Annotated in this window: 22 protein-coding genes and 2 pseudogenes; 17 read left to right on the forward strand and 7 right to left on the reverse strand. The window is 37.7% G+C overall.

Annotation, left to right across the window (positions count from 1 at the left end; genetic code table 11):
• Positions 1-36: 36 nt before the first annotated feature.
• Both AC0VZ4_RS18670 and AC0VZ4_RS18675 read right to left on the reverse strand, forming a co-directional pair.
• Complete coding sequence (locus tag AC0VZ4_RS18670; RefSeq protein WP_475440414.1) at positions 37-2,379, reverse strand: P-loop NTPase fold protein; 2,343 nt, start codon at positions 2,377-2,379, stop codon at positions 37-39.
• A gap of 105 nt (positions 2,380-2,484) precedes the next feature.
• Positions 2,485-3,582, reverse strand: coding sequence for an ISAs1-like element ISPsesp1 family transposase (locus tag AC0VZ4_RS18675; protein WP_475440415.1), 1,098 nt, complete (start codon positions 3,580-3,582; stop codon positions 2,485-2,487).
• 184 nt (positions 3,583-3,766) lie between these two features.
• Between AC0VZ4_RS18675 and AC0VZ4_RS18680 the strand changes: the two genes are divergently transcribed.
• On the forward strand, positions 3,767-3,949 hold the full coding sequence (locus AC0VZ4_RS18680) for a DUF6795 domain-containing protein (protein WP_475440416.1): 183 nt from the start codon (positions 3,767-3,769) through the stop codon (positions 3,947-3,949).
• Between the two features lie 7 nt (positions 3,950-3,956).
• On the opposite strand, the gene AC0VZ4_RS18685 is transcribed toward AC0VZ4_RS18680, so the two are convergent.
• Positions 3,957-5,075, reverse strand: coding sequence for an ISAs1 family transposase (locus AC0VZ4_RS18685; protein ID WP_007378406.1), 1,119 nt, complete (start codon positions 5,073-5,075; stop codon positions 3,957-3,959).
• Positions 5,076-5,223: 148 nt separating this feature from the next.
• Here AC0VZ4_RS18685 and AC0VZ4_RS18690 point away from each other — a divergent pair, with 148 nt between their 5' ends.
• From AC0VZ4_RS18690 to AC0VZ4_RS18710, 5 genes and pseudogenes are all read left to right on the forward strand, one after another.
• The gene (locus AC0VZ4_RS18690) at positions 5,224-5,421 is read left to right on the forward strand and encodes a hypothetical protein (RefSeq protein ID WP_475440417.1); all 198 of its coding nucleotides are present in this window, start codon (positions 5,224-5,226) and stop codon (positions 5,419-5,421) included.
• Between the two features lie 79 nt (positions 5,422-5,500).
• Positions 5,501-5,935, forward strand: a complete 435-nt coding sequence (locus AC0VZ4_RS18695) for a DUF6795 domain-containing protein (RefSeq protein ID WP_475440418.1) — start codon at positions 5,501-5,503, stop codon at positions 5,933-5,935.
• 87 nt (positions 5,936-6,022) lie between these two features.
• Positions 6,023-6,460 carry a DUF6795 domain-containing protein gene (locus tag AC0VZ4_RS18700; protein ID WP_033029161.1) on the forward strand — a complete coding sequence of 146 codons (438 nt, stop codon included), beginning with the start codon at positions 6,023-6,025 and terminating at the stop codon, positions 6,458-6,460.
• A gap of 11 nt (positions 6,461-6,471) precedes the next feature.
• Complete coding sequence (locus tag AC0VZ4_RS18705) at positions 6,472-7,644, forward strand: lipase family protein (RefSeq protein WP_475440419.1); 1,173 nt, start codon at positions 6,472-6,474, stop codon at positions 7,642-7,644.
• A gap of 190 nt (positions 7,645-7,834) precedes the next feature.
• Positions 7,835-8,132, forward strand: a pseudogene (locus AC0VZ4_RS18710) (HAAAP family serine/threonine permease); the annotation flags it as partial.
• 18 nt (positions 8,133-8,150) lie between these two features.
• On the opposite strand, the gene AC0VZ4_RS18715 reads toward AC0VZ4_RS18710, so the two are convergent.
• A complete protein-coding gene (locus AC0VZ4_RS18715) occupies positions 8,151-9,758 on the reverse strand; it encodes an IS1634 family transposase (protein WP_475441684.1) in 1,608 nt (535 codons plus the stop codon).
• Between the two features lie 107 nt (positions 9,759-9,865).
• Between AC0VZ4_RS18715 and AC0VZ4_RS18720 the strand changes: the two are divergent.
• A pseudogene (locus AC0VZ4_RS18720) lies at positions 9,866-10,041 on the forward strand (HAAAP family serine/threonine permease); the annotation flags it as partial.
• A 129-nt stretch (positions 10,042-10,170) separates the two neighbouring features.
• On the opposite strand, the gene AC0VZ4_RS18725 reads toward AC0VZ4_RS18720, so the two are convergent.
• Both AC0VZ4_RS18725 and AC0VZ4_RS18730 read right to left on the reverse strand, forming a co-directional pair.
• Positions 10,171-10,968 (reverse strand): alpha/beta fold hydrolase, encoded by a 798-nt coding sequence (locus tag AC0VZ4_RS18725; RefSeq protein WP_475440420.1) that lies wholly within the window; start codon positions 10,966-10,968, stop codon positions 10,171-10,173.
• Between the two features lie 180 nt (positions 10,969-11,148).
• Positions 11,149-11,490, reverse strand: a complete 342-nt coding sequence (locus AC0VZ4_RS18730; RefSeq protein ID WP_475440421.1) for a DUF7674 family protein — start codon at positions 11,488-11,490, stop codon at positions 11,149-11,151.
• Positions 11,491-11,948: 458 nt separating this feature from the next.
• On the opposite strand from AC0VZ4_RS18730, the gene AC0VZ4_RS18735 reads away from it, so the two are divergent.
• From AC0VZ4_RS18735 to AC0VZ4_RS18760, 6 genes are read left to right on the forward strand one after another with little or no spacing between them, the layout of a single operon-like run.
• Positions 11,949-12,626 carry a phosphoribosylanthranilate isomerase gene (locus tag AC0VZ4_RS18735; RefSeq protein ID WP_008133429.1) on the forward strand — a complete coding sequence of 226 codons (678 nt, stop codon included), beginning with the start codon at positions 11,949-11,951 and terminating at the stop codon, positions 12,624-12,626.
• A 58-nt stretch (positions 12,627-12,684) separates the two neighbouring features.
• Positions 12,685-13,389, forward strand: a complete 705-nt coding sequence (gene upp / locus AC0VZ4_RS18740) for a uracil phosphoribosyltransferase (RefSeq protein ID WP_232224803.1) — start codon at positions 12,685-12,687, stop codon at positions 13,387-13,389.
• Positions 13,386-14,300: an EamA family transporter gene (locus tag AC0VZ4_RS18745; RefSeq protein WP_475440422.1), complete on the forward strand. Its 915-nt coding sequence runs from the start codon at positions 13,386-13,388 to the stop codon at positions 14,298-14,300. The genes upp and AC0VZ4_RS18745 overlap by 4 nt, the downstream gene beginning before the upstream one ends.
• Before the next feature lie 11 nt (positions 14,301-14,311).
• Positions 14,312-15,340 (forward strand): alkene reductase, encoded by a 1,029-nt coding sequence (locus AC0VZ4_RS18750; protein WP_475440423.1) that lies wholly within the window; start codon positions 14,312-14,314, stop codon positions 15,338-15,340.
• Positions 15,341-15,382: 42 nt separating this feature from the next.
• The gene (locus AC0VZ4_RS18755) at positions 15,383-16,642 is read left to right on the forward strand and encodes an IS256 family transposase (protein ID WP_475439694.1); all 1,260 of its coding nucleotides are present in this window, start codon (positions 15,383-15,385) and stop codon (positions 16,640-16,642) included.
• A complete protein-coding gene (locus AC0VZ4_RS18760; RefSeq protein WP_475440424.1) occupies positions 16,620-16,820 on the forward strand; it encodes a hypothetical protein in 201 nt (66 codons plus the stop codon). Before AC0VZ4_RS18755 ends, AC0VZ4_RS18760 begins: the two co-directional genes overlap by 23 nt.
• 373 nt (positions 16,821-17,193) lie before the next feature.
• Here the strand turns inward: AC0VZ4_RS18760 and AC0VZ4_RS18765 are convergent, their stop codons facing one another.
• On the reverse strand, positions 17,194-17,700 hold the full coding sequence (locus tag AC0VZ4_RS18765) for a MarR family winged helix-turn-helix transcriptional regulator (protein WP_008133426.1): 507 nt from the start codon (positions 17,698-17,700) through the stop codon (positions 17,194-17,196).
• A gap of 227 nt (positions 17,701-17,927) precedes the next feature.
• Here AC0VZ4_RS18765 and AC0VZ4_RS18770 point away from each other — a divergent pair, with 227 nt between their 5' ends.
• From AC0VZ4_RS18770 to AC0VZ4_RS18785, 4 genes are all read left to right on the forward strand, one after another.
• On the forward strand, positions 17,928-18,755 hold the full coding sequence (locus AC0VZ4_RS18770; RefSeq protein WP_475440425.1) for an AMP-binding protein: 828 nt from the start codon (positions 17,928-17,930) through the stop codon (positions 18,753-18,755).
• A 13-nt stretch (positions 18,756-18,768) separates the two neighbouring features.
• Positions 18,769-21,792: a thioesterase domain-containing protein gene (locus tag AC0VZ4_RS18775; protein WP_475440426.1), complete on the forward strand. Its 3,024-nt coding sequence runs from the start codon at positions 18,769-18,771 to the stop codon at positions 21,790-21,792.
• A 72-nt stretch (positions 21,793-21,864) separates the two neighbouring features.
• Entirely contained in the window at positions 21,865-22,026 is a 162-nt protein-coding gene (locus AC0VZ4_RS18780) for a tautomerase family protein (RefSeq protein WP_007376273.1), read from the forward strand.
• Between the two features lie 11 nt (positions 22,027-22,037).
• Entirely contained in the window at positions 22,038-22,982 is a 945-nt protein-coding gene (locus AC0VZ4_RS18785; protein ID WP_475440427.1) for a pseudouridine-5'-phosphate glycosidase, read from the forward strand.
• Positions 22,983-23,032 lie beyond the last annotated feature (50 nt).

The following is a 23,032-nucleotide window of genomic DNA, read 5'->3' on the forward strand; positions in this document are numbered from 1 at the left end:
ACTCTTTGTTGCTCGGTTTTTACTTAGCCCACTAGGTTACAAACCTCGCGCCGCGATTAAATAGCCCCTAGTTTGAACAAATTTTAATCCGCAAAGATCAACAGACCCTAGCTTATATAAAACTTTTTCCAAATTATTATTATCGATGGTTTGCTTTGTATATTCCTCAAAAAGGCCGTCAGTCAAAAAGCCATTTTTATCTTTTCCAATATGCTCTAAAACATCAAAAACTATTTGTTCAACCCTATTTTGGTACTTATTATCAGTAAAAAGTATCCGGCCAAAACGTTCAAATTCCTCTTGCCATCGATAATCACTACAAATATTTTTTGCTAATTCTTGAGTTGATAAAGATTTTATAGAATCAATAACAATCTGATCTCTTAGCTCATTTTCAGGGACTGTTTCCAGTAACATACGTTTTAAGTAATCAACTGTATCCGGTTTTATACCTAAATGTTGCTCACCACTACCTTTATTGCTTTTAAAACCATTTCCGCTTTTATCAGTTATATCTTCCTTAAGGTTTAACAGTTCCTTAAAAAGTGCATTATATAGATGAGCCGCATCACCATTTTTAAAATCAGCTATTAATTCGAAGAGAATTTCGTTAACTGTTCTTTGCTTGCCATCTTCTATTTTTGCTATTGGTAACGACTTCCCATTAACTAAGCTTGTGTATGAATTTACAAAAGCATTAAATAACGCTGGTTCAGCTTCTCGTAAGGTAGCTAGTAATAACAAAGCTCCAAAATCAACTTCCCCTAATAATTTATTTTCAGTCCAACATCTATTTACACGCCGCATAACGCGTTTCAACATCCGAATTGAGTCTATAAAATTATTAGAAATAGTTACTGGATGATAATGATTTCTATGAAAGGCTAGTGGGTATACTTTAAAGTACTGCTCAGCACTATCTATGAATGAATGTGGTAATAACATATTATTTTCAAAGACTTTCTCTGAACATAACTTTGCCCACGTAAGCAGTCTTTTCTTAGAGTCGTGGTGAACTATTGTCTCTACATGGTCAGCTAACTTGTTTTGTATCTCAATATAAAAAGGCTTTGTATTGCCCATCGCGATTAGAAAGTTAATACGACTTAAATTTTTATTTTTTAGCTTATCCAACAGTGCAGCAATATCATTTAACCGTTTTTCATTTTCACCGCCTGTTCCGCGATCTACATCTTGCAGGGTGATCAGTAATTTGTGGTTGGTTGCATCAAGAACGTCATTAAGCTTTTGAAAACTTTCCTCAATATCAACAGGGCCGGCAAGCAAGGTGGATGCAAACTGAAATACACTACCACCCGACTTTAGTGCTTCGGTATAATGTTTTGGTAGCGCACGGAAGGCACACATATCAATATATTGGCTTATATCATCAATAATATTGCTGAGTATCACATGCGCAACACTGCCGCTGGCTGCGCCCCAAGTTGATATATCGCTGTGTATCCAAATACTCTCTTTTTCAGAGTTTTTTGCTAAATAATTCACAATACTTTCGACGATACTGCTTTTACCACAACCATAAGGCCCACATAGTGCTATGTGCTGTGCTAAATCCTTTTCATCTTTATCACCACCATTTTGTAGCCGCTCGGTGATACGCTTTGCATATACCTGTAAGTCTGGCTCTAATTTCTCTGTGCTTTTAATAGTGGAATCGTCCTTAAACCAACTTTTAAACTCATCTAATGTTTTAAAATCACCAGAACTCAGATTTTTCGTACGCTCTAAAGTTATTTGATTACGATTCCATTTAGCTTTAATGCATTCATTTATATATTTGATTATCAAAAATATTGCAGAGAATATGTAAACATCTACTGTTATAAAAAGCGGCCAGCTAAAGCCTATCTGACTGATATGCCAATAAATGAAAGCTGTACTAGTCGCTGCGATAAGAGAGAAGCATACAACTAAATTAAGGCTAATTCTTTCATTGCTTTGTTGATAAGCTGTAATTATGGAAGAGCCTAAAATTAATACGATGAAATACTCAAAACAAGAAGTAGCAGCTATTAACTCTTCTTGGTTTGAAGTGAAATAAAAAATAAATCCTATAAAAATCACTGACAACCATAAGCTCACTGTCACTGGCGGATATCGCCAGTTAAATCCAATACTGCGTTTGGGGTGCGATATATAAAACTTATCAAGCAGGAGCTTTATGCCAATACCCGCTAAAAATGCACAGCTGTAATGTAGGATTGGATTCGCATTTAAAATAGCGCTCCAACTTAAATATGCCTTTTGTACAAAACCAACTTTGCTTAAAAATACAGTAATTGTTGCGGCGGTAATTGCGCACAATAAAAGAGAGAGCCAGCGCGTGGCTGTAATGGGGAGAGTTTTAACTTGCGACAACTTAATATCCTTATCAATACGTTACTTTGCCAGTGTATACCTTATATTTGTCGATTTGAACAGTCAGTGCTATCCATAGGGCGCGAGCATACTTTGTTAAAAATGTTAACCAAAAAGAAGTTCTTCTCTAAAAGCATCATCATAACAAGCTCTTACACACTTACTTCTTATTGACCCCTTGCTTTTCGTATGCTGCTTTATCATGTTCCTAACGACGCGTCTAAATAGTGCCATATGTTGCGCACTTAATGGCTCATGTATTTGACAGGCATCTTCTTTAAATACGACATCCAGTATCCAGTGTTGCTGATTTTCTATCAGCCAATGTTGTCTTATTGCTTTATTTATCAATATATTGTCTGTCAACGATGTTAGGTAGTAATGTGTGTCAATACTCGTTCTATTACCCTTCGTTCGCTCTCGCTGCACCGCAACGATTGTCCTAACTGATGGCCAGCTCTCTTTAATTTCACTCGGTAATAAACGCGCATCAAGACAATCTATCGTGCGTACTTCTTTTCGCCCATGCCCTTCATCTTGTGTTACATGACTAAGTATCTCTGAGTTTTCAGATTCATACTGGTGTGTAAATGCATCTTGAATCGCGCTATAAAGTTTCTTTTGATTACCCTTTGCTTGCACTAGATAATCTGCATGTCTGCTAATTAGCTGTTTTAGCGTTTCTTTTTGGCAGTGCAAAGCATCAAGTGTAATGACGGTGTTATTGATATCGAGTATTTTCAATAAATCCCGAACTGCCGGTATTTCATTCGTCTTACTGCCAACTGTTTGGTGGAATAATGTGAGACCTGCTTCACAATCAAATGCTGAGACGAGATGTAATTTATCAGCAATGTGTTTACTTGCTCCGCGAATAGTTTTGCCATCGAAGGCAATGACAGGATGCGCTGACTTAACGCGGTTTTGATTGACCCAGCTATACATCGCGAGTAGTAATGAGTCAGTATCAACGGTTCTAAAAATCCGAGCAATACTATGTCGAGTGGGTATGCCATTTTTGAAAGAACGAAATCCTCTTAACCAATTAAGCTTACTTTCGCCATAGACTTCAATGTCTTGCCAGTTTTCACACCCTGATGTAACGGCAGTAATAATAAGAAAAAGCACATCAACTAAGTTATGGTGCTGATTTATATGTGAACGATTATCTTTGACGAGTTCTAAATGTGAGAAGAGTGACATAATAAGTTTAAGGTGATGAAATTTATGGTATTAGATCATAAAATTTGTTTATTTACAAAGTGTGATCCCGCCCTGGTGCTATCCATGATAATTTTTGTTCTTAGATTGAATAATACCGTATATCAACGTTTCACATTATTTATAGATAAAGATAAATACATGGATTTTATACAAGGAATAATAAATGCTCGGATTAATTCGCTATACAGTAGAGCTATGTCCGGAAGTTAAAGGGCAACTTATGCTAAACGGTAAACCAGTACCAAACCAACTTATCCAAAGAGGCTTAACCTTAGAAAATGAGGAGATAGATGAAGCCTATACTGATGAGTTTGGTTTTTACTCATTTTCCAGGGCAAGAGCATGAAAAAAGTCTATGCGTTCAGTACCTTTTCAAGGTAGGCTGTACTGCGCATAGCTTTTTTCTGTTTTGCGGGCATGCCTTTACTAAAACTTTTTTCTGCTTTTAGCTGATTAAATGCGATGTGTCTCAGCCCCGCAAATACAGGTGCTGCACCTTCGCGCCTAATTCGACACTCATCTTCTTTAAATCCTACATCTAAACGCCAATGTAATCCATTTTCTATTTGCCAATGTTGTCGTGCTCCTCTCGCGAGTTCTTCCGCTGTTAAATTCGCTGAACTAATATAGTATCTATAGCATAACTCATTGCTTAATTTACCTTTTTCTTTTCTATAAGAAACAATAACACCCACTGTTTTTACACCTTCCCAGTGTATCGTTTCTGATAAACCGCTCACGTTATGGCTCACTGCACAGCACCTAAATTCTTCTCTATTTTTTTGATAATCGGCTTCGTTAAACAAGAGCCCATCAGATGCTTGTCGTGCTACCTCAGGTAATAACACATCTTCTATTTGTGACAGTAGCCTTTTATGGTTTGCTTTTACCGCAAGTAAGTAATCGGCTTCTTTACCAACTATTTTTTTTGCAATTGATTTTTGACACCCCATAGCGTCAATCGTTACTAAGCAGCCTTTTATCTCTAATAATTCAAGCAGCTCTGGCAACGCTTTTATTTCATTCGACTTTTTATCAACAGGGCATTGTGCCAAAACAACACCATTTTCGCATGCAAATGCACTGATCATATAAAGCGCATCGCGTCTATCTGACTGATTAAATGAACCTTTCAATCGTTTACCGTCAATAGCAACTACACCGCCTTGAGTTAATTTGGAGCAGGCTTTCATCCAAGAAGAAAAGGAATCTTGGAATTGCGTCATGTCAATACGGCTCATTACACGAGCAATTGTGTCATGGCGAGGGATCCCTTGTTCAAGAAGAACATATTTTCTGAGCCAATCTAGTCTATCATGACCAAAATCTTCAATCTCTTCCCAGCCCTGACAGCCTGAAACAACAGCGCTAACAGCTAAGAATATGATATCAAATAGTTTATGAACAACTTTACCTTGTTGGCGAGGGTCGTCGATTGATTCGAAATATTTAAATAGCTGAATGTTAGACATGGGGATGCTCCTTAAAAAAGGAGTATAAGATCATACTTTTAAGTCAAGGTAAAGTTCGTGATCTTGCCCTGACTCATTTTCCGCTAAATCAATTAAATCACGTAAGCCTGGCAGTATATTTTATGAGTCAATGATAAGAGTCGTAATAGTGACTCACTTTAAAAGTCATCATCATACTTTATGGTTTGGATTTCAACATGGACTTAAAACCCCAATTGAACTACAAAAAAGACTGATTAATTTAAATGCAGATTTAAGCGCTGAAGAAATAAAACATCAAATCGTTGACTCAGAAGCACCAAGCGGCGAGCATAATATTTCAAGTATTTGTCGCTGGACAAATTGAATAGTACAGGAAAAACATTGATGCTTTATCCTGTTTATGGATAATCATCGAAATATGGATTGTTAACAAGGAACGATATATGCTCGGATTAATTCGCTATACAGTAGAACTATGCCCCGAAGTAAAAGGTCAGGTTTTTGATAATGGAATCCCATTAGCCAATCAACTCATTGAACGAAGCTTAACCTACAAAGAAGAAGAACTAGATAGTGTTTATACTGATGAAAACGGTTGCTTCTCATTTCCTGCCAAATCTCTAAAATCTCGCAAACCAGGCAGTATTTTTCATGAGCCCGTGGTGCGAGTAATTATTGATCTAGAAAGGAATGACGAAGTGTACTTGCTCTGGTTTGGTAATCAGAGAGGGTTAAAAAACACATCAGAGTTCAAAAAACATTTAATTAGTCTAAATGCGGATTTAACTTCTAGTGAGCAAGTGCACAATTTTATAAACACAGATTCCCCTTTCCAAGAAGAGCATAATATATCTAGTATTTGCCGTTGGGTAAACTAAATCATATAGAGTAATACATTGATGTTTTAGCCTGTTTATGGATAATCATCAAAATATGGATTATTAATTATCAACAAGGGATGTCGAATGCTTGGTCTAATTAAATATAAAGTTGAGCTTTGCCCAGAAGTAACAGGTCAACTTTTAAACAATGGGATTCCACTAGCAAATCAGCTCGTTGAACGTAGCTTGACCTATGATGATGAAGAGCTAGACAGTGTATATACTAATAGCGAAGGCTATTTCTCTTTCCCAGAAAAATCTTTAACCTCTCGCAAACCTGGTAGTATTTTTCATGAGCCTGTAGTTAGAATAATTATAGACTTAGAAAAAGATGGTAAGATTTTTAATCTGTGGATTGGGTTTCAGCATGGACTAAAAACACCTAAAGAATTTAAAAGACTTCTTAAAAATTTAAATGCCGATTTAACAAATGATGAAACCAAACATCACCTTATAAACCCTGAAGATTCATTGGATGAGCACTTCATTAAAAGTATTGCTCGTTGGGAAAAACAAAATTAAAAGGATTTACCGTGGCAACATTATCACCCATTTTATGCGCTGAACTTGCTAAAATTTCTTATGATATAAAAAAACCAGACCGAAGAGGTCGATACACAGTTATTGCATCAAACTATTTAGAAAATATTTTTTCCTTTGATTTATCCAACGGTCCGATAAAAGGAACCTCTGGCGGAGCAATGGCCCATGCAACAGGTCATCAAACAGGGTTTGTACTCGTTGGCAAAGGCACCTCTCCAGCTGGTCGCATGAACCCATTTAAAAACGATTTAGTACTTGCCATACGCGGAACTGCATCAATATACGATGCATCTACTGACTGTAGAGCTAATATAAGTGTATGTGACGGTGGGCATAGTGTACACGCAGGGTTTAACACTTTGTTTGAAACTTTGAAATTACAATTAGCCCCTTTATTACGTGAATTAAAGCCTAATGCTACAGTTCACTGTGTTGGTCATAGTCTGGGCGGCGCAGTTGCCTCATTAGTAGCTGACTGGGCAAAACGACGTTTTAGTTCAGACGTTAAATTATATACTTTTGGAGCCCCAAAAGTAGGCTTAACAAACTTTGCATTAAGCACAACAAATGCGTTGGAGCCCAAAAACATTTTCCGTTGCGTTAATGGTGGAGATGTTGTGCCTATGGTTCCATTCTGGCCATTCATGCAAGCTCCTTACAACGCTCCTGAATATAAAATGGATAACAATCAAATTATAGCTCCTTGGCATCATTTGATGAAATACTATACCCGAAACTCACAAAAGCAATCTTGGGATAGTATCAATAAAAGAGTGACATTTAACCCATTTAAACGCGTTACCTTAGATATTACTCATGCCACTCAAGTACAGCCTTCAATATATTGGATGAATCGCTTAAGTGAAGCCCTTATGACTGTGTTACGTCAAGCAAAACTTGGCGCTTTAAACGCACTACAATCAGGCACTGCAAACGGCTTAAGCTTATACGACAAAATTGCGATGATTTTAGCTAATAATAATTTTCATACTGTAGATTTAACAGGCCCTATAAATGGATTACTTGCATGTATGCTGGCCTTTGCTGGTTATGCTAGAACTAAAATAAAGGAGTTATCTGCCGAGTTTATTAAGTGGGTATTCGAAAAAACACTTAAAATGGTTAATCGAATTGCTCAAAAAGCCCTTTCGGCAGTAGATTAAAAGCTAATAATTTCCAATAATAGTAATAAGCAAGAGCATAAAGCCTAAGCTTATTACTATTACAACCCCCACTACAGTTCACTTTTCAAACATCGTTTCATTTTCATTACACTTAGCAACTAAGCATGAAAACTACGTTAAAAGTTATATTCTTGCGCGCAATTGTTATTAATAATGGATGAGCACACACATGACAACACCTCAAGGTGTAACGCTTTCAAATACATCAATAAATAACACACTCTTTTACCTCAAAATAGAACCAGCACGATATACAATGGACGCTAAGTCTATATGGCACGGCCGTTGGTGCGGGTATTTTATTTTTACCTATTAATATTGGTATTGGCGGTTTTTGGCCATTAATTATTATGGCGTGTTTAGCATTCCCAATGACCTTTTGTGCCCACCGAGAGTTAGCGCGTTTTGTACTTTCATCAAAAAATAAAGATGCCGATTTTACCGATGTAGTTGAAGAGCACTTTGGTCAGGCATTGATCAGACCCCTAGGCAACTTTTTGGATTTTATATAAATGCAACGCATGTCCACCAATGAGCCTTATTATCTTTTCCCTGAACTCATCAAAACCATCCAAGCTGATTTTGTCGCCTTGCTGGAGTAGATTAATTCCCTCAAAACACTGAAAGACCCAACGTAATGTTGGGTTAGATATTTCTTTATTGATTTGATTCGCTATCGTGGCTTTTTCTTTTTTCATATTCGCTCTCATTCGTCTTTGCGCGATTGAATAAACTAACAATGAAAGTGTCATCACCATCAACAGAGCATCTATTCTACTTGGCTTTTTGATAAATAATGATGAAACAAAAAACAAGGGGTCTTTTAAAAACCTAAACCCTTTTTCTACTTCAGATTGTGCTTTGTAATGCTTAAGTAAACCTACTGGTGAAAGGGCTTCTTTATCAATATTCGTTGCTAATACGAAGCATGACTTTTGTTCTACAATCTGTTTTATTGCGGTTTCGTTTTCTTCAATTTCTGCCGTGATTTGCCATTCAATATTTTTTACTGGCGCATCTTTTTTAGGTCGCCCTTTACCTTCATAGACTTTATGCTTAATAAATTGCTGAGTCGCTATTTGATGATGCTTCATCTTTTTCGCTAATTTATCTAATGCGCGTTGTGCGTCAGTTTGACAAGCGAAACGTTGAGCTTGTAAATGGAAGAGGTCTTTTTTGATGCCTGTGTGTGCTCGCTCAACTTGTCGAACAATGCTTTTTTGTGCTCGGCTATTAGCTGCTTTTGAATAAATAATCATCCATCTTTGCTTTATCCCCATATGCTCAATCTCTTCAACAACATATTGATAGTTATCATCAATATTAACCCATTGGTTGGCTGCTATGGCTGTACTTATAGAGGATTTTTCAAGAGAAATTGTTGAAGGTACTAGCGTGAGAAATTGAATTTTGGTTAAAAACTCAGCATTACTTTTATGATAAAGTTTACAGTCTGCCACAAGGTATTTAGGGGCTTGGCTTTTTTTGAACTCATCAACAAGCGCCTTACTTCGCGCTTTAAAAATAGCGGTGTCTGCGCTGTTACCATCCCAGTTTTTACATGCAAGCGGGATCCCACCATCTTGGCTAACAATGATTTCTTGTACGACTTGTTTTAAATCAGGACGGTGAGCCTTGCTATAGCCATGAGTAATTTTAATGACGTTTTCATCACTATCTCCATCATCAAAAGCATATTCACCTGTCAGTGAGTGACTCGTTGTATCAAGTGATTCAAAGGTTTTATCAACTTGTTCTATTTCACATGCTTGTCCGGAGACTAATGAAAATAAGCTTTCACAGCCAAACTCGAAGCATTGATCGAGAGTTCTACCAAGTTTGTGACGATTAAAATGTGATGCTTGAACCCCTTCACGAAATAAATGTTCAAGAGGCAAGTTAGTAAAAAATTGAGGGCTGAGTGATAAAGGTCGATTGGCAAAACCGAGTCCATTCATGATCATGCCTTTTACAGCTTCACCGGGGGTGATTTCTTGTTTATCGTCTTGAGGTAAGTATTGATCTAAAAGGCTGACAATTTTTAAGTCTTCTATAACACCTGAAACAATACCGTGATGGTCTAACCGTTTGATTTTTGATTCATATACACCTCAAAGTTGAGATGTTATTTTATCAAATTAAAGAGAATTAAGCGTTTAAATTAAATCGAAATTTTTGAAATTGGTCTGATCAATGTCTGTTTGGTGTGACTGCAGAACGGTTAATTTCTTTATTGTACTTTTTATCTATATTCTCAATTTTGCTTATTTACGGTGTGGCTTAACCAATACTATTGATAGCTTTATGGTTATTCAAATCGGGATGGAATCGCTTTCTCGCGTATTGCTTTCAGGCCTATTGGTTGCGGGTATTATCCTTCGGATCTTGTTTTTAGTTTAGGACGAAAGTCAAAAGAAAAATCTGCTCCAGTTTACTCATGATGGCTGTTATAAATTTTTTCTAATTACCTACCATTAACTGAAAGCTTTTTAAAAGCAACAACCCTTAACGATTTTGCTGGGCGATAAACGCAAGCGAGTGCTGATTGAATAAGTCAGGACGTTCCACATTGCAAACATGGCCGCAATGGTGAATAGTTTGCAGTACGCTATTTTTATGGCGCTTTACCATTTCTTTAACAGGGCCAAGGAACATATGATCTTCCTTACCCATAATGTACAGAATGGGTATATCAATGTCTTTTTCTTTGAAATATTGCATTAAAGGATTTACATCCATGGCTAATTTAAACCATTTTATAAACTCTTTTTGGCACAAGCGCTTTGCTTCACGAACAAACAAAAGTCGAGATTCTTTATGACGCTTTTTCGGCATCATAATAAAAGCAAATAAGCGATACAGCCACATATAAGGCAAGAAGTGTTTAAAAGTATTACCTAAATAAACCAATGTATTACTGCGAGTATTAAAACGAGTAACCGCTCCACCTAGCACCATGCTAGAAACATATTGCGGCGCAATTTCAGCAATATTTCGAATAAGAATTGTGCCCAATGAAATACCAACAAAGTGTGCGCTGGTGATATTGTTATGATCTAACACATCTATGATGTCTTTAGAGACATTATTAAATGAATAATTATTATCAACAAAGTTTTGTAGTAGATTATTCGATTTGCCGTGACCGCGAAGATCAAGCAACAACACATTATATTCTTTTTTATACGCTTTAAGCTGACGAAACCAGATTGCCGAACTACCACCGGCTCCATGGACAAATACAACCCATGTTTTACTGGTTTCGTGCGAAAAAGTAGTATGGAAAAGAATTTCTGTACTCATTGCAGTTAGCGGCCTATTTACTTCATTTGGCATATTCAATTGCAAGAAGTATAACGGAGTTTAATAAAAATCTCTCATGAAGTTCAGATCAATAGCTTCTACTTAACAACTTTTCGGAGCAGATTTTGATTTTTAAATAAAAACGACTCGCTTCTATTCTCAACGTATTTTAGGCGCTTGTCAGTGAAAATCTAAGTACAGTTTTTTAAGTTTGTCAGGAACAAGTGGCCAACCTATTTCAATTCCAATGGGAGTGGCCTTGCAAAATAAGTGCTCAACGTAATAAGTGTCTATGTACTCAAGTTCAGCAGGACTTGCAGAGTCTAATTTTAGACTCATATATGACAAGTGCTTTAGAGCATTAGTGACTTTATTTTCGTTGAATGCAAAAGTTGTTAAGTTTGCAAACTCTTCCATGCGAAAAGTAAGCGCCCAACTTTCGTGTTTATCCATTAGCGGGATCACATCTGGAAACTTACATTGTATATCCTTAATGAATCTTATTATTTCTTGCTTTTCCATATACTCCCTTGCTGCACATAGTTATACAAATGCCATTGTACCAGCTAAAAATAATTTGGTGGGGCACGGACAAAGCCAACTGTTCTTGTCCGCGTTTACGACCTCGTTAACTTAACGTTTTGATAACCATACCCACACCATATAATTTTTTAAATGCCTAAATATTGTTTTTATTTAAGACTTACGCTCAATATGTTAAGTTTTTTTAAGGCCGAAAATTATTTTTTAGTAAGCTTCCAATCGCCCTGCACCACTTCAAAAACCCACTTAAACTATTGCTTATGTTAACTTTTTAAATAATTACGATATAAAAATATCAGTCTTCAGCAACTCTATGAAACAGCTAAACGTATATTAATTTAATGTCTTCACATAAAGATACTCGACACAAAGTTAATTCTTACATATCTTTACGTCGAGATTCTTTACAACCCTTTAACTTTAAATTGGAGAACATTATGAAAAACATTATTCAAGTAGCTGGCATTATCGACCGAGAAGAAGCAAATCTAATGCTGGAGTCTGGCATTGAGTGGCTTGGCTTTCCTTTGCGCTTACCTTCTGGAAAAGATGATATTTCTGAAACAGATGCAATGAGCATTATTAAAGGCTTAAGTGAGCCTCAAGCCGGTGTGTTGATTAGCTATATGGTAGATGCTGAAGAAGTGAGCGGTTATTGCAGTGAGCTAGGTGTAAAAGCAGTTCAACTACACGGTGATATTAGTGTGGCAGAAATGAAAAAGCTTAGAGAGCTGCGCCCTGATCTTTTCTTATTAAAAAGCCTTGTTGTGAAAGAAGACAATGCTGAAGAGCTGTTAGAAATTGTTGATACCATGGCTGACTTTGTTGACATGTTTATCACTGATACGTTTAACCCTAAAACGGGTGCTAAAGGCGCTACTGGTTTAACGCATAACTGGGACGTAAGCGCTGAACTTGTTAGACGATCTCCAAAACCTCTAATGATGGCTGGCGGTTTAACGCCTGAAAATGTAGCTGATGCAATCTATAAGGTTAAACCAGCCGCAGTTGATTCACATACGGGATTAGAAGGTAGCGACGGCAGAAAAGATGCCGCTAAGGTGAAGAAATTCATTCGCGAAGCTGAAAAAGCATTTTCGGAGATCAATGCTTAATATAATTCACTGCCAGATTAACACCCCTAATCTGGCAGACTCAAATAGGGAGAGCGTTATGAATGCAAATCAAGTTATTCAAATATATAAAGAAGACTCACAAATACTCTCAAGTAGTGTGATCGAGTTACCGCAAACAAATAGACTAAAATACCTGCATGCAAAAATGCGTGACAAGGTAGCTAGTAAAAGCCAATTCATTTTTTATGCTGATCAAGTGTTTCGTCTGCTGATTGAAAAAAGCTTAGAATTAGTACCATTTAAAGATCTCGATGTAACTACTCCCGTGGGAGAAACATACAAAGGCAAGCAGTTTGCAGATCCAATATGTGCCGTTTCTGTGGTTCGTGCTGGTGAAAGTATGGAAAATGAGCTGCGTCATATTGACTTAAAAATTCCCATTGGAAAAATTTTAATACAACGCGATGTCGTCACAAAATTGCCAACTCTTTATTATTCAAAACTTCCGGATCATATCGCTAAATGTCGCGTGCTGATATTCGAACCTATGTTGGCGACAGGCGGCTCTGCAATTTGTGCTATTCAGGTGCTTATAGATGCTGGTGTTTTAGAAGAAAATATCATTTTTGTTAATCTTTTGTGCTCCCCTGAGGGGATTCAAAAAGTTACTCAGCAATTTAAGAAAATTCAAATAGTCACGTCTTCAATTGAAGAGTATCTAAATGGAAACGCATTTATGATACCTGGAATTGGCGACTTCGGAGATCGCTACTTCGGTACGACCGATGTGGGGGCCGTATGACAAATAAACAACTAATACTTTGGATGTTAGTTGCTATGATTGCCCCAACAATTTGGGGCAGTACATACATAGTAACGACCGAGCTATTACCGCCAGATATGCCTTTAATGGCGTCAACACTTCGTGCTTTACCTGCTGGTATTTTATTGGTACTGATTGGTCGAAAGCTACCTAAAGGCATCTGGTGGGTGCGTTCTACCGTGCTTGGCATACTTAATATTGGTGGCTTTTTTTACTGTTTATTTGTAGCAGCCTATCTATTACCCGGTGGTGTAGCTGCACTTGTTATGTCGTGCCAACCTATCATAGTCATGATACTTGGTGCGCTACTCTTTAAAGATACCCTTAATTTAAGGCAATTTATTGCTTGTGCAATTGCGGCTGTTGGAGTCGCGATGTTGGTCTTAGAACCAAATATGAATTTACCTGTTCAAGGTGTTATTGCAGGTTTAATTGGTGCCGCTTCAATGGCCACGGGAATAGTATTAACAAAAAAATGGGGCAAGCCTGCTGACGTTAATTTATATACTTTTACAGGCTGGCAACTCGTTGTAGGTGGATTATTTTTACTCCCGATTGGATTAGTACAAGAAGGCTTACCTAGTAACCTAACAGTGGACAATATAATTGGTTATTCCTACTTAAGTATCATTGGCGCCTTGTTCGCTTATATAGTTTGGTTTAAAGCTATTGAAAAACTGCCAGTTGTTACGGTGTCTTTTATATCGTTTGCAAGCCCAATCTCAGCAACATTATTGGGTTATTTTATTCTTTCGCAAAGGCTAACGATGAGTCAAACATTAGGCGCAGTCATTATTGTATTAGCCATTGTTATATCTCAAGTACAGCTGTTTAAAAAATCAAGTTCCAATTTTAATCTGGAACCACCATTAAACAAAAAAACTAGTTAAAGGAAGTAAACATGGACAACTTATTTACAGAAGCTCGTTTTGGGAAAATCAACGCAAGCAATCGCTTTGTAATGGCACCAATGAGTAGAAACAGGGCAACAGCTGAAGGATTAGCAACGCCTCTTATGGCAACCTATTATGCTCAAAGAGCAACAGCTGGGTTAATTATTTCTGAAGGTATTCAACCTAACCAAGTTGGTCAAGGTTTTATGAATTCCCCAGGGCTACATAATTTACAACATGTGAAAAGCTGGCAGCCCATTACTGAAGCAGTACATAAAAGGGAAGGCAAAATTGTAGCTCAATTGATGCATTCTGGTCGTATTGGGCATCCTGAATTATACCCCAGTGCTCATCAATCAATAGCGCCTTCAGCAATTAAAGCTGCCGGAGACGCTTTTACACCAACAGGGCCAAAGAGCTACCCTACACCAAAAGAAATGACGTTAGATGAAATTACAGCAACCATTGAAGACTTCGCAAAATCAGCTGAATTAGCGATTCAGGCCGGTTTTGATGGGGTAGAAATACACGCGGGAAATGGTTTTTTACTTCACCAATTTATGGCAAGTAATACAAATAATAGAGCCGATCTATTTGGTGGTAGCGTCAAAAACCGTTTAAGATTTACGCTAAAAGTAGTGGCGGCTGTTACACAAGCTATTGGTGCTAAAAGAGTCGGTATTCGTATTTCTCCCGACAATACTTACAATGACATTATTGAACAAGACAGTGAAGTGCTCTACCAAACTCTTATTAGTCAGTTGCCAACTGATCTGGCGTATTTGCATATTATGGAAGCGGCTAACCGTGAGCACACCCAGCAGATCCGTAACCAATGGTTAGGTAAGCTTATATTAAACCCTCACAAATCTTGGCAAGATGGCCCTGTAACCCCTGCTATTGCATCAGATGTGTTAAATGAAAATTTATGCGATGGTGTGGCATTAGGGGCACTCTTTTTAGCAAACCCTGATTTGGTAGAGAGCTATAGTCGTTTCTGGTGTATGAGAAAAAGTCATTGCGATGTAATCTGTTAATTGATCTTGACCAGATCAACAATTAACCAGAGAGACATCGCAATGACTGAAAATGATAATGTTATTTCCATTGAAAAACCAGACAATCCGTTAGAGCAGTTGCTTAAAAGCGGGGCGCAGCAGTTGTTAGCTCAAGCGATTGAGGCTGAGTTGGCTGTTTTATTGGCTCAATACCAGCATGAGACCGTCGAGGGACTTCAGCGGATCGTCAAAAATGGTCACCAGCCTGAGCGTACGATCCAAACAGGCCTTGGTGATATTGAGGTCAAAATACCTAAAGTCAGGGATCGAAAAAAGGAAGGCATTAAATTCAATAGTGCCTTGATCCCGCCTTATCTGAAACGGACAAAAAATATCGAAGAGCTGATCCCATGGCTCTATTTACGAGGAATTTCGACGGGTGATATGCAGCCCGCTTTAGTGTCTCTTTTAGGCGAGCAAGCCAAAGGTTTGTCGGCCAATAGTGTCTCTCGGTTGAAATCCACCTGGGAAACGGAGTATCAGCAGTGGTCTAAACGTTCCTTGGCTAAACGTCGATATGTGTATATCTGGGCCGATGGGATTTACAGTAAAATTCGAATGGATGATAAGCTGTGCTTACTGGTAATTATGGGGGTAGATGAAACGGGCAGAAAGGAGCTATTGGCGGTGGTTGACGGGGTTCGTGAGTCTGAGCAGAGCTGGACTGAAGTGTTAAATCAGTTGCGCTCACAGGGTCTAACAATACCACCAAAATTGGCCATAGGGGATGGTGCGCTGGGGTTTTGGAATGCCCTCACCAAAGTATGGCCAACAACCCAACATCAACGTTGCTGGGTGCATAAAATCGCGAATGTGCTAAACAAAGTGCCGAAATCAATGCAACCTAAAATCAAAGCGAATTTACAAGATATCTGGATGGCAGAGAGTCGAGCTTCTGCTTATAAAGCGTATGATTTATTTGTTAAAAATTACTCAGTCAAATACCCAAAAGCGACGGATTGCTTGATGAAGGATAAAGATGAAATGCTGGCATTTTATGATTATCCTGCTGAGCATTGGATGCACATAAGAACGAGTAATCCGATAGAGTCAACGTTTGCGACGGTAAGGCTGAGAACGCATAAAGTGAAGAGTTGTGGCAGCCGGACAACCACCTTAATGATGGTTTTTAAACTCGCGCAGTCGGCAGAGAAAAAATGGTACCGCTTGCGAGGGTTTAAGTTACTGGCTGAAGTAATTACAGGGGTAAAATTTAAAGACGGCGAAAGAATAACTCAAGATCAAACAGAGCATCAAGATGAGCTCATACACCAGATTTGACAATAACTCTTTGGTAGAACGTACTAAGTTAAATGCTTCTTTTAATAATGTAGATCCCGATACGTTTTATGGTGGCGACGAAACCGGTTATACCGATTATCCTACAATGGTAGATAAAAGTGCATCGCTATCTGAGAAACAAAGTGAATCTATATTAGAGCGTGTTGAGCTTTCGTGATTAATTTTGCAGCTGTAGGTTTGGTAGTTAGGCGAGGCAGAGTTTATGTCGTGTGATTATTAACCATAAGCAGTTGATAATGCAGCGTAAATACCAAACATCCGTAGCCCTTAGGTTCGTCCTAGGGGCGATTTACTTTTTGCTGCTACATGGATGTAAATAAAAGCCGTGAGTAGGGCGCGGAAGCTTTGCGCGAACTTACTTATTCTTACATAAAGATAAATTAGTAAGGTGATGCAGGAGCGTTACCAAAGCTACCAAGCTACAAACCTCGCGCCACGATTAAATCGCTCCTCGATTGAACAAATTTTAATCTACAAAGATCAACATGCCCTAGATAGAACAAATTGTGCTCCTGAAAGGCCAACTGGCCTTATTTATAAGTAGAGCTAGAAAGGCCTAAAAGTAATTTTTTAAGTAATACTGCGAGTTGCTGCTGCTCCGACTTATCTAAAGGTGACAATAAAGACTGCCCTTTTGCGATATGCTCCTCTACAACCTGATCAATCAATTGAAAACCTTTCTCTGTTAAAGACACCATAACGCCTCGACGGTCATTAGGATCAGAGCTGCGTGCAACCAAGTCTTTAGCTTCTAGTTTATCGATACGGTTTGTCATTGAGCCTGAGGTTAGCATTAATGTCTGCAATAGTTGATTTGGACTCAATGTAAACGGTTTTCCTGAACGCCTAATTGTCGCTAATACATCAAATTCGCCACCATTGAGGCCAAAACGGCCAAATACAGTTTGTAATTCTTTGCTAAACATTGCATCGGTACGAACGAGTCGGCCCATAACTCCCATAGGCGAAGGGTCTAAATCAGGTCTTTCTTTATTCCACTGGGCTATAACGACGTCAACAAGATCATTTTTCATCATATCTACTACTCTAATTTAAATTGATAAACCAATATAACTCACAACAACCTCTACGACAAGACTCATCACAACAAGTATCTTCACGCAAAGATACTTGACATTAAGATTGTATGTATTATCTTTTACCTAACTTTGTTACATGAGAGTTATGTGTAGTACTCATTTTTAACAAGGCAATTCAAAAATTAGTCATCTATAAAATTTTAAATAAAGGAATAGGCATAGAAATGAAACTACATAACCAACTAAATCGAACCGAAAACTTTGAGCAAGATCAGATATCTTTTTTAGGAGAAAGTGATACTCGAACATTGTTTGATTTAATTCAAAAGCAAATTATTGAAACACCTGATGAAACTGCAGTAATTAGTAACCAAGGAGATTGGAGCTATAAAATGCTGGATAAAAAATCATCTAACATTGCCTCTTTACTCCATCAGCATGGTGCTAAGCAAGGTGAATATGTTGGTTTGTTTGTCGATCCATCGCCTGACTTAATTTTTGGTGTGTGGGGAGCTATTTATGCAGGATGCGGATACCTTCCACTGTCTCCTGAATACCCTGAAAAACGTATTAGCTATATGCTAAAAGACTCTAAAGCGCGTTTAGTTTTAACTCAAGCACATTTAAAAGAGCAAATTACTGCATTGGTTAGCAGCGACATTACTGTGATTTCAATAGATGATGTTGATGATAATACGTCATATTATGCGCCACTATCACAAGATAGCCTTGCTTATATGATTTACACCTCTGGAAGCACAGGTGATCCAAAAGGCGTCATCATTGAACATAGCAGTATTGTTAATCAGCTTCTGTGGCTAAAAGAAGAGCATAGCTTTAGCCAATCAACTCGTATTGTACAAAAAACGCCTTTTAGCTTTGATGCAGCCCAATGGGAGATTTTAGCTAATGCAATCGGTATTTGTGTTGTTACAAGTGAAGTAGGAATGTATCGCGATCCGCTTGCACTTATTGATTTAATCATTGAAAAACAAGTGACCGTTTTGCAATGTGTTCCTACCCTTTTACAAGCCTTGTATTCAATTGTGTAACTCATTGTCTCACGTGTTCAGTGGGGGTGAAACGCTTACTAAACAGCTCGCCTTACAATTTTTTGAAACACTGCCTGAAAAAGATCTAATCAATTTATATGGGCCAACAGAATGCACAATAAATTCATCCAGCCATAAAGTAACACCTCATACTTTAGAACAAGCGTTTGATGCAATTACCATTGGTAAGCCTGTAGCCAATACTCACTACTATATACTTGATGAACAGTTAAACTTAGTTGATGAGGGTGAATCTGGTGAGCTTTATATTAGTGGTGTGCAGGTTGCTAGAGGTTATTTAAACCGTAACGATACAACGCTCGAAAGATTTATATCTAACCCTCACAATAGCGAGCCTATGCATAATACGCTCTATCGCAGTGGTGATATTGTAAAACGTGATAAAGAAGGTAACACACACTTTTTAGGTCGCGCCGATAATCAAATTAAATTACGTGGTTACCGTGTTGAGCTTGATGAAATTAGACTTGCCATTGAAAAGCATGATTGGATAAAAAATGCCGCAATGGTTGTAAAAAATGACCAGCGTACCGGTTCTCAAAATCTTATTGCATGCATTGAATTAAATCATCGTGAAGCCGCTTTAATGGATCAAGGCAAGCAGAGTGAACACCATCAATCTAAAAAAAGTAAATTACAAGTTAAAGCACAACTCTCTAATGCTGGATTTAGACAACCACAAGCGCTGTTAAACTTACCCGTATTTAATTTACCAAATAAAAACGCATCAAAAGAGCAAACTGAAACTGTTTTTGCTCGTAAAACTTATCGTTACTTTGATGGTGGAAATGTGTGTGAGCAAGAAATACTTAACTTACTCAAAAAACAAAAATCAGAGATCCCTACACGCCCTGTCAGCGCATTAGAATATGATGAATTTGGTCAAATCATGAGATATTTTGGCCAGTTTAAAAGCAAGCAACGCTTACTGCCCAAGTATGGCTATGCATCTCCAGGCGCCCTGTATGCTACGCAGTTATTTTTAGAAATACATAATTTATTTAATTTAAAATCGGGTATTTATTATTATCACCCTGAACTACATACCCTGCATCTTGTACGCTCATTAGCGCCTGTAAGCACGGTTAAATTAACTTGCCATTTTTTAGGTAAACAATCAGCTATAGAACCTGTATATCAAAATAATATATTAGAAGTTTTAGAAATGGAAACAGGCCATATGCTTGGCTTATTTGATCATATTTTACCTCAGTTTGGCCTTTCAATTGGCGCTGCTAGTTTTGACAATGAATACCAAGATTACTTAGCTGTTCACGAAGATGACGCCTACTTAGGAAGTTTTGATATTAGCCAACATAGCGAAACTGACCCGCTTTCAAATGTTGAGACCTTAGTGCAAATTCAAAATGTAGATGGTTTAAATTCAGGACAATACACAGTTCAAGATAATCAGCTGACACCCCTTTCTGATCAGCTAATTGAAAAGAAAAAAGTGATTGCCATTAATCAGCAAGTCTATGATAGAGCTTCTTTTGGTATTTCTTTACTTAATCATTCTACAACGGCTTGGCGACACTATATTGATTTAGGTCGTAAGTTACAGCAGTTACAAATGAACGACTTAAACATAGGTTTAATGTCTTCTGGTTATAGCTCAAAATCTGGTAATAATTTACCTTCAGCCAATCGTATTGAAGAAATTTTATCTGATGCGAACTGTACAATGAAACCATTTTATTTTTGCATTGGTGGAAAAATTTCAGAAGAGCAAAAACGCAGCGAAGGTATGAAAGAAGACGCTATACATATGCGTGGCCCCCTTGAAATATTGAATCATGATTTACAAAATTCGCTACCTAGCTATATGGTACCTAATAAAATTATAACTTTTGCTGAATTCCCACAAACAGCGAATGGGAAAGTCGATTATCTCGCTCTAAAAAATTCAGAGAAACTTAATAATATTGAAAATAAGGCAGCCTACATTGAGCCTCGAAATAAATTAGAAGAGAAAATAGCTGATATTTGGCTCCATGTTATGAAATGGGACAAAGTATCTGTCCAAGATAATTTTTTTGAAAGTGGTGGAAACTCTTTAACAGCCGTTACATTTATGAATACTTTAAATAAAGAGTTGAGCATTAGTATCCCGATGCAAGCTATCTTTCAAGCCCCCACTATTGAAGCACTTGCTCTTTATATTAAGCAAAACGATAACAGCTCACATAGTCGGTTGATTAATTTAAATAACTCTACACAAAAATCGCGAATTTTCTGCTGGCCTGGTTTAGGTGGGTATCCAATGAGCTTAAAACCTTTAGCTGAAAAAGTGGCCGATGAAGCGACGTTTATTGCAGTGCAAGCGCATGGCCTTAATTGTGATGAAGTTCCTTACGATACAATACAAGAAATGGCAGAAGCTGATATCAAGCTAATCAAAAATGAGCAACCAACGGGTCCTTATACGTTATGGGGATACTCTTTTGGGGCTCGTGTTGCATTTGAAGTGGCGCATCAACTTGAAGCAAGTGGCGAGACCGTGGAAGCACTTTATCTCATTGCACCTGGCTCACCTAATCTACCTCAGTATTCACAAAAAGAGCAGACACCTTGTTTTACTTCTCCTGCATTTGTCACCATTTTATTTTCAGTGTTCTTTCAAAAAATACAAGGCCCGGTATTAGAACAATGTTTATCGGCAGTGACTAATAAACAACAGTTTATTGACTTTGTATGTATGAATCATCGCACTTTGAATCGAGATGTTGTCAGTAAAATCATAGAAGTAGCCATGCGCACTTATGAGTTTAAATATACATTCACAGAGTTGCTTGAACGCCAAGTAAAAGCACCAAAAGTGATATTTAAAGCACAAGGAGATGATTATTCATTTATTGAAAACATTCCTGAGTACAACGAAAAAGAAGCGATAACACAACACTTACAAGCAGATCATTACGCATTATTAAAACATCAAGGTGTTGATGAGCTGTTTAATTGCATTGTGCAATCTCAAGGTTCTTACGAGAACCATCGTTCATTATTAATAGCGTAAGGACGCAATATGCCGCATATCAACATACATTATTTTGATTCTCACGTATCCAGTTCTACCAAGAATAGGCTCGTGAAAAAAATTTCGGCACTGATAAGTAAAGAGTTTAAATGCAATAACGACTTTATTTCAATCGCACTGCATGCAGAGCAACCGAAAAATTGGCGACAACGTGTTTATAACAAACATATTATTCAGCAAAAATATAAATTAATTAAAAAACCAAGTTATTAGAGGAAAATAAAATGAACAATACAAAGATAAATCTTGTTATTAAGCCTGAAATTAAACGGGCTCTTGAGTTAGGGCTTGCGGTCGTGGCGCTTGAGTCTAATGTTATAACGCATGGCTTAGATTACCCTGAAAATAAACACACCGCGTTACAAGTAGAAGCAGCAGTTCGTGAATCGGGTGCAATCCCTGCAACCATTGGAATCGCTAATGGTAAATTACTAATTGGCATGGATGAAAGTGAGATTGAGTTATTTGCAACAACCGCAAATATACCTAAAGTCAGCACGCGTGACTTACCCGTTGTATTAGCGACTAAGCAATTGGGTGCAACCACCGTTGCCTCATCTATTATTGCAGCTGAGTTAGCAGGAATATGCTTTTTTGCATCTGCCGGCATTGGTGGCGTTCATAGAGGAGCAAACAATACGATGGATATTTCTTCAGATCTTATGCAATTTACACGTTCACGGGTTGCCGTTGTATGTGCTGGTGCAAAAAACATACTCGATCTAGGTTTAACACTTGAATACTTAGAGACCCACAATGTCCCTATTATATCTTATCAATTTGATGATTTCCCTGCATTTTACTGTCGCTCAAGTGGCTATAAAGCACCACAACGGATAGATGATGCATCTATTTTAGCCGACATAATTGAAACCCAATGGCTACTTGATAATAAGCGCAGTGTATTAATTACAACACCCACTAAGCTCGAAGACGCCATTGATAGTGATGATGTTAATGATGCTATCAACGCGGCAATTAGCTCGGCTCAAGCGCAAGGGATCAGTGGAAATAAAGTCACTAAGTACATTATGAAAGCAATTGATGAAGTAACTAAAGGGCGTTCAGCTAAAGCTAACAGTGCCGTTTTGATCAATACAGCGCGTGTTGCAGGGCATTTAGCTGTTGCCCATGCAAAGCAATCTAGTAATAAAAGAGAAGTAGCGTAAAAATAATGGGTGAAGTTTATTGACAAATTTTTTTAATTATATATCTTTAT

The sequence above is a fragment of the Pseudoalteromonas sp. QJM3NY_22 genome, assembly GCF_056173065.1.

Bases quoted from the DNA above. Each gene is read 5' to 3' on its own strand.
- AC0VZ4_RS18765 (WP_008133426.1), bottom strand. From the start codon at position 17,700: ATGATGAAAAATGATCTTGTTGACGTCGTTATAGCCCAGTGGAATAAA.
- AC0VZ4_RS18785 (WP_475440427.1), top strand. From the start codon at position 22,038: ATGAACAATACAAAGATAAATCTTGTTATTAAGCCTGAAATTAAACGG.
- AC0VZ4_RS18760 (WP_475440424.1), top strand. From the start codon at position 16,620: ATGAGCTCATACACCAGATTTGACAATAACTCTTTGGTAGAACGTACT.
- AC0VZ4_RS18770 (WP_475440425.1), top strand. From the start codon at position 17,928: ATGAAACTACATAACCAACTAAATCGAACCGAAAACTTTGAGCAAGAT.
- upp (WP_232224803.1), top strand. From the start codon at position 12,685: ATGAATGCAAATCAAGTTATTCAAATATATAAAGAAGACTCACAAATA.
- AC0VZ4_RS18745 (WP_475440422.1), top strand. From the start codon at position 13,386: ATGACAAATAAACAACTAATACTTTGGATGTTAGTTGCTATGATTGCC.
- AC0VZ4_RS18695 (WP_475440418.1), top strand. From the start codon at position 5,501: ATGCTCGGATTAATTCGCTATACAGTAGAACTATGCCCCGAAGTAAAA.
- AC0VZ4_RS18730 (WP_475440421.1), bottom strand. From the start codon at position 11,490: ATGGAAAAGCAAGAAATAATAAGATTCATTAAGGATATACAATGTAAG.
- AC0VZ4_RS18735 (WP_008133429.1), top strand. From the start codon at position 11,949: ATGAAAAACATTATTCAAGTAGCTGGCATTATCGACCGAGAAGAAGCA.
- AC0VZ4_RS18700 (WP_033029161.1), top strand. From the start codon at position 6,023: ATGCTTGGTCTAATTAAATATAAAGTTGAGCTTTGCCCAGAAGTAACA.
- AC0VZ4_RS18685 (WP_007378406.1), bottom strand. From the start codon at position 5,075: ATGTCTAACATTCAGCTATTTAAATATTTCGAATCAATCGACGACCCT.
- AC0VZ4_RS18680 (WP_475440416.1), top strand. From the start codon at position 3,767: ATGCTCGGATTAATTCGCTATACAGTAGAGCTATGTCCGGAAGTTAAA.
- AC0VZ4_RS18755 (WP_475439694.1), top strand. From the start codon at position 15,383: ATGACTGAAAATGATAATGTTATTTCCATTGAAAAACCAGACAATCCG.
- AC0VZ4_RS18750 (WP_475440423.1), top strand. From the start codon at position 14,312: ATGGACAACTTATTTACAGAAGCTCGTTTTGGGAAAATCAACGCAAGC.
- AC0VZ4_RS18725 (WP_475440420.1), bottom strand. From the start codon at position 10,968: ATGAGTACAGAAATTCTTTTCCATACTACTTTTTCGCACGAAACCAGT.
- AC0VZ4_RS18675 (WP_475440415.1), bottom strand. From the start codon at position 3,582: ATGTCACTCTTCTCACATTTAGAACTCGTCAAAGATAATCGTTCACAT.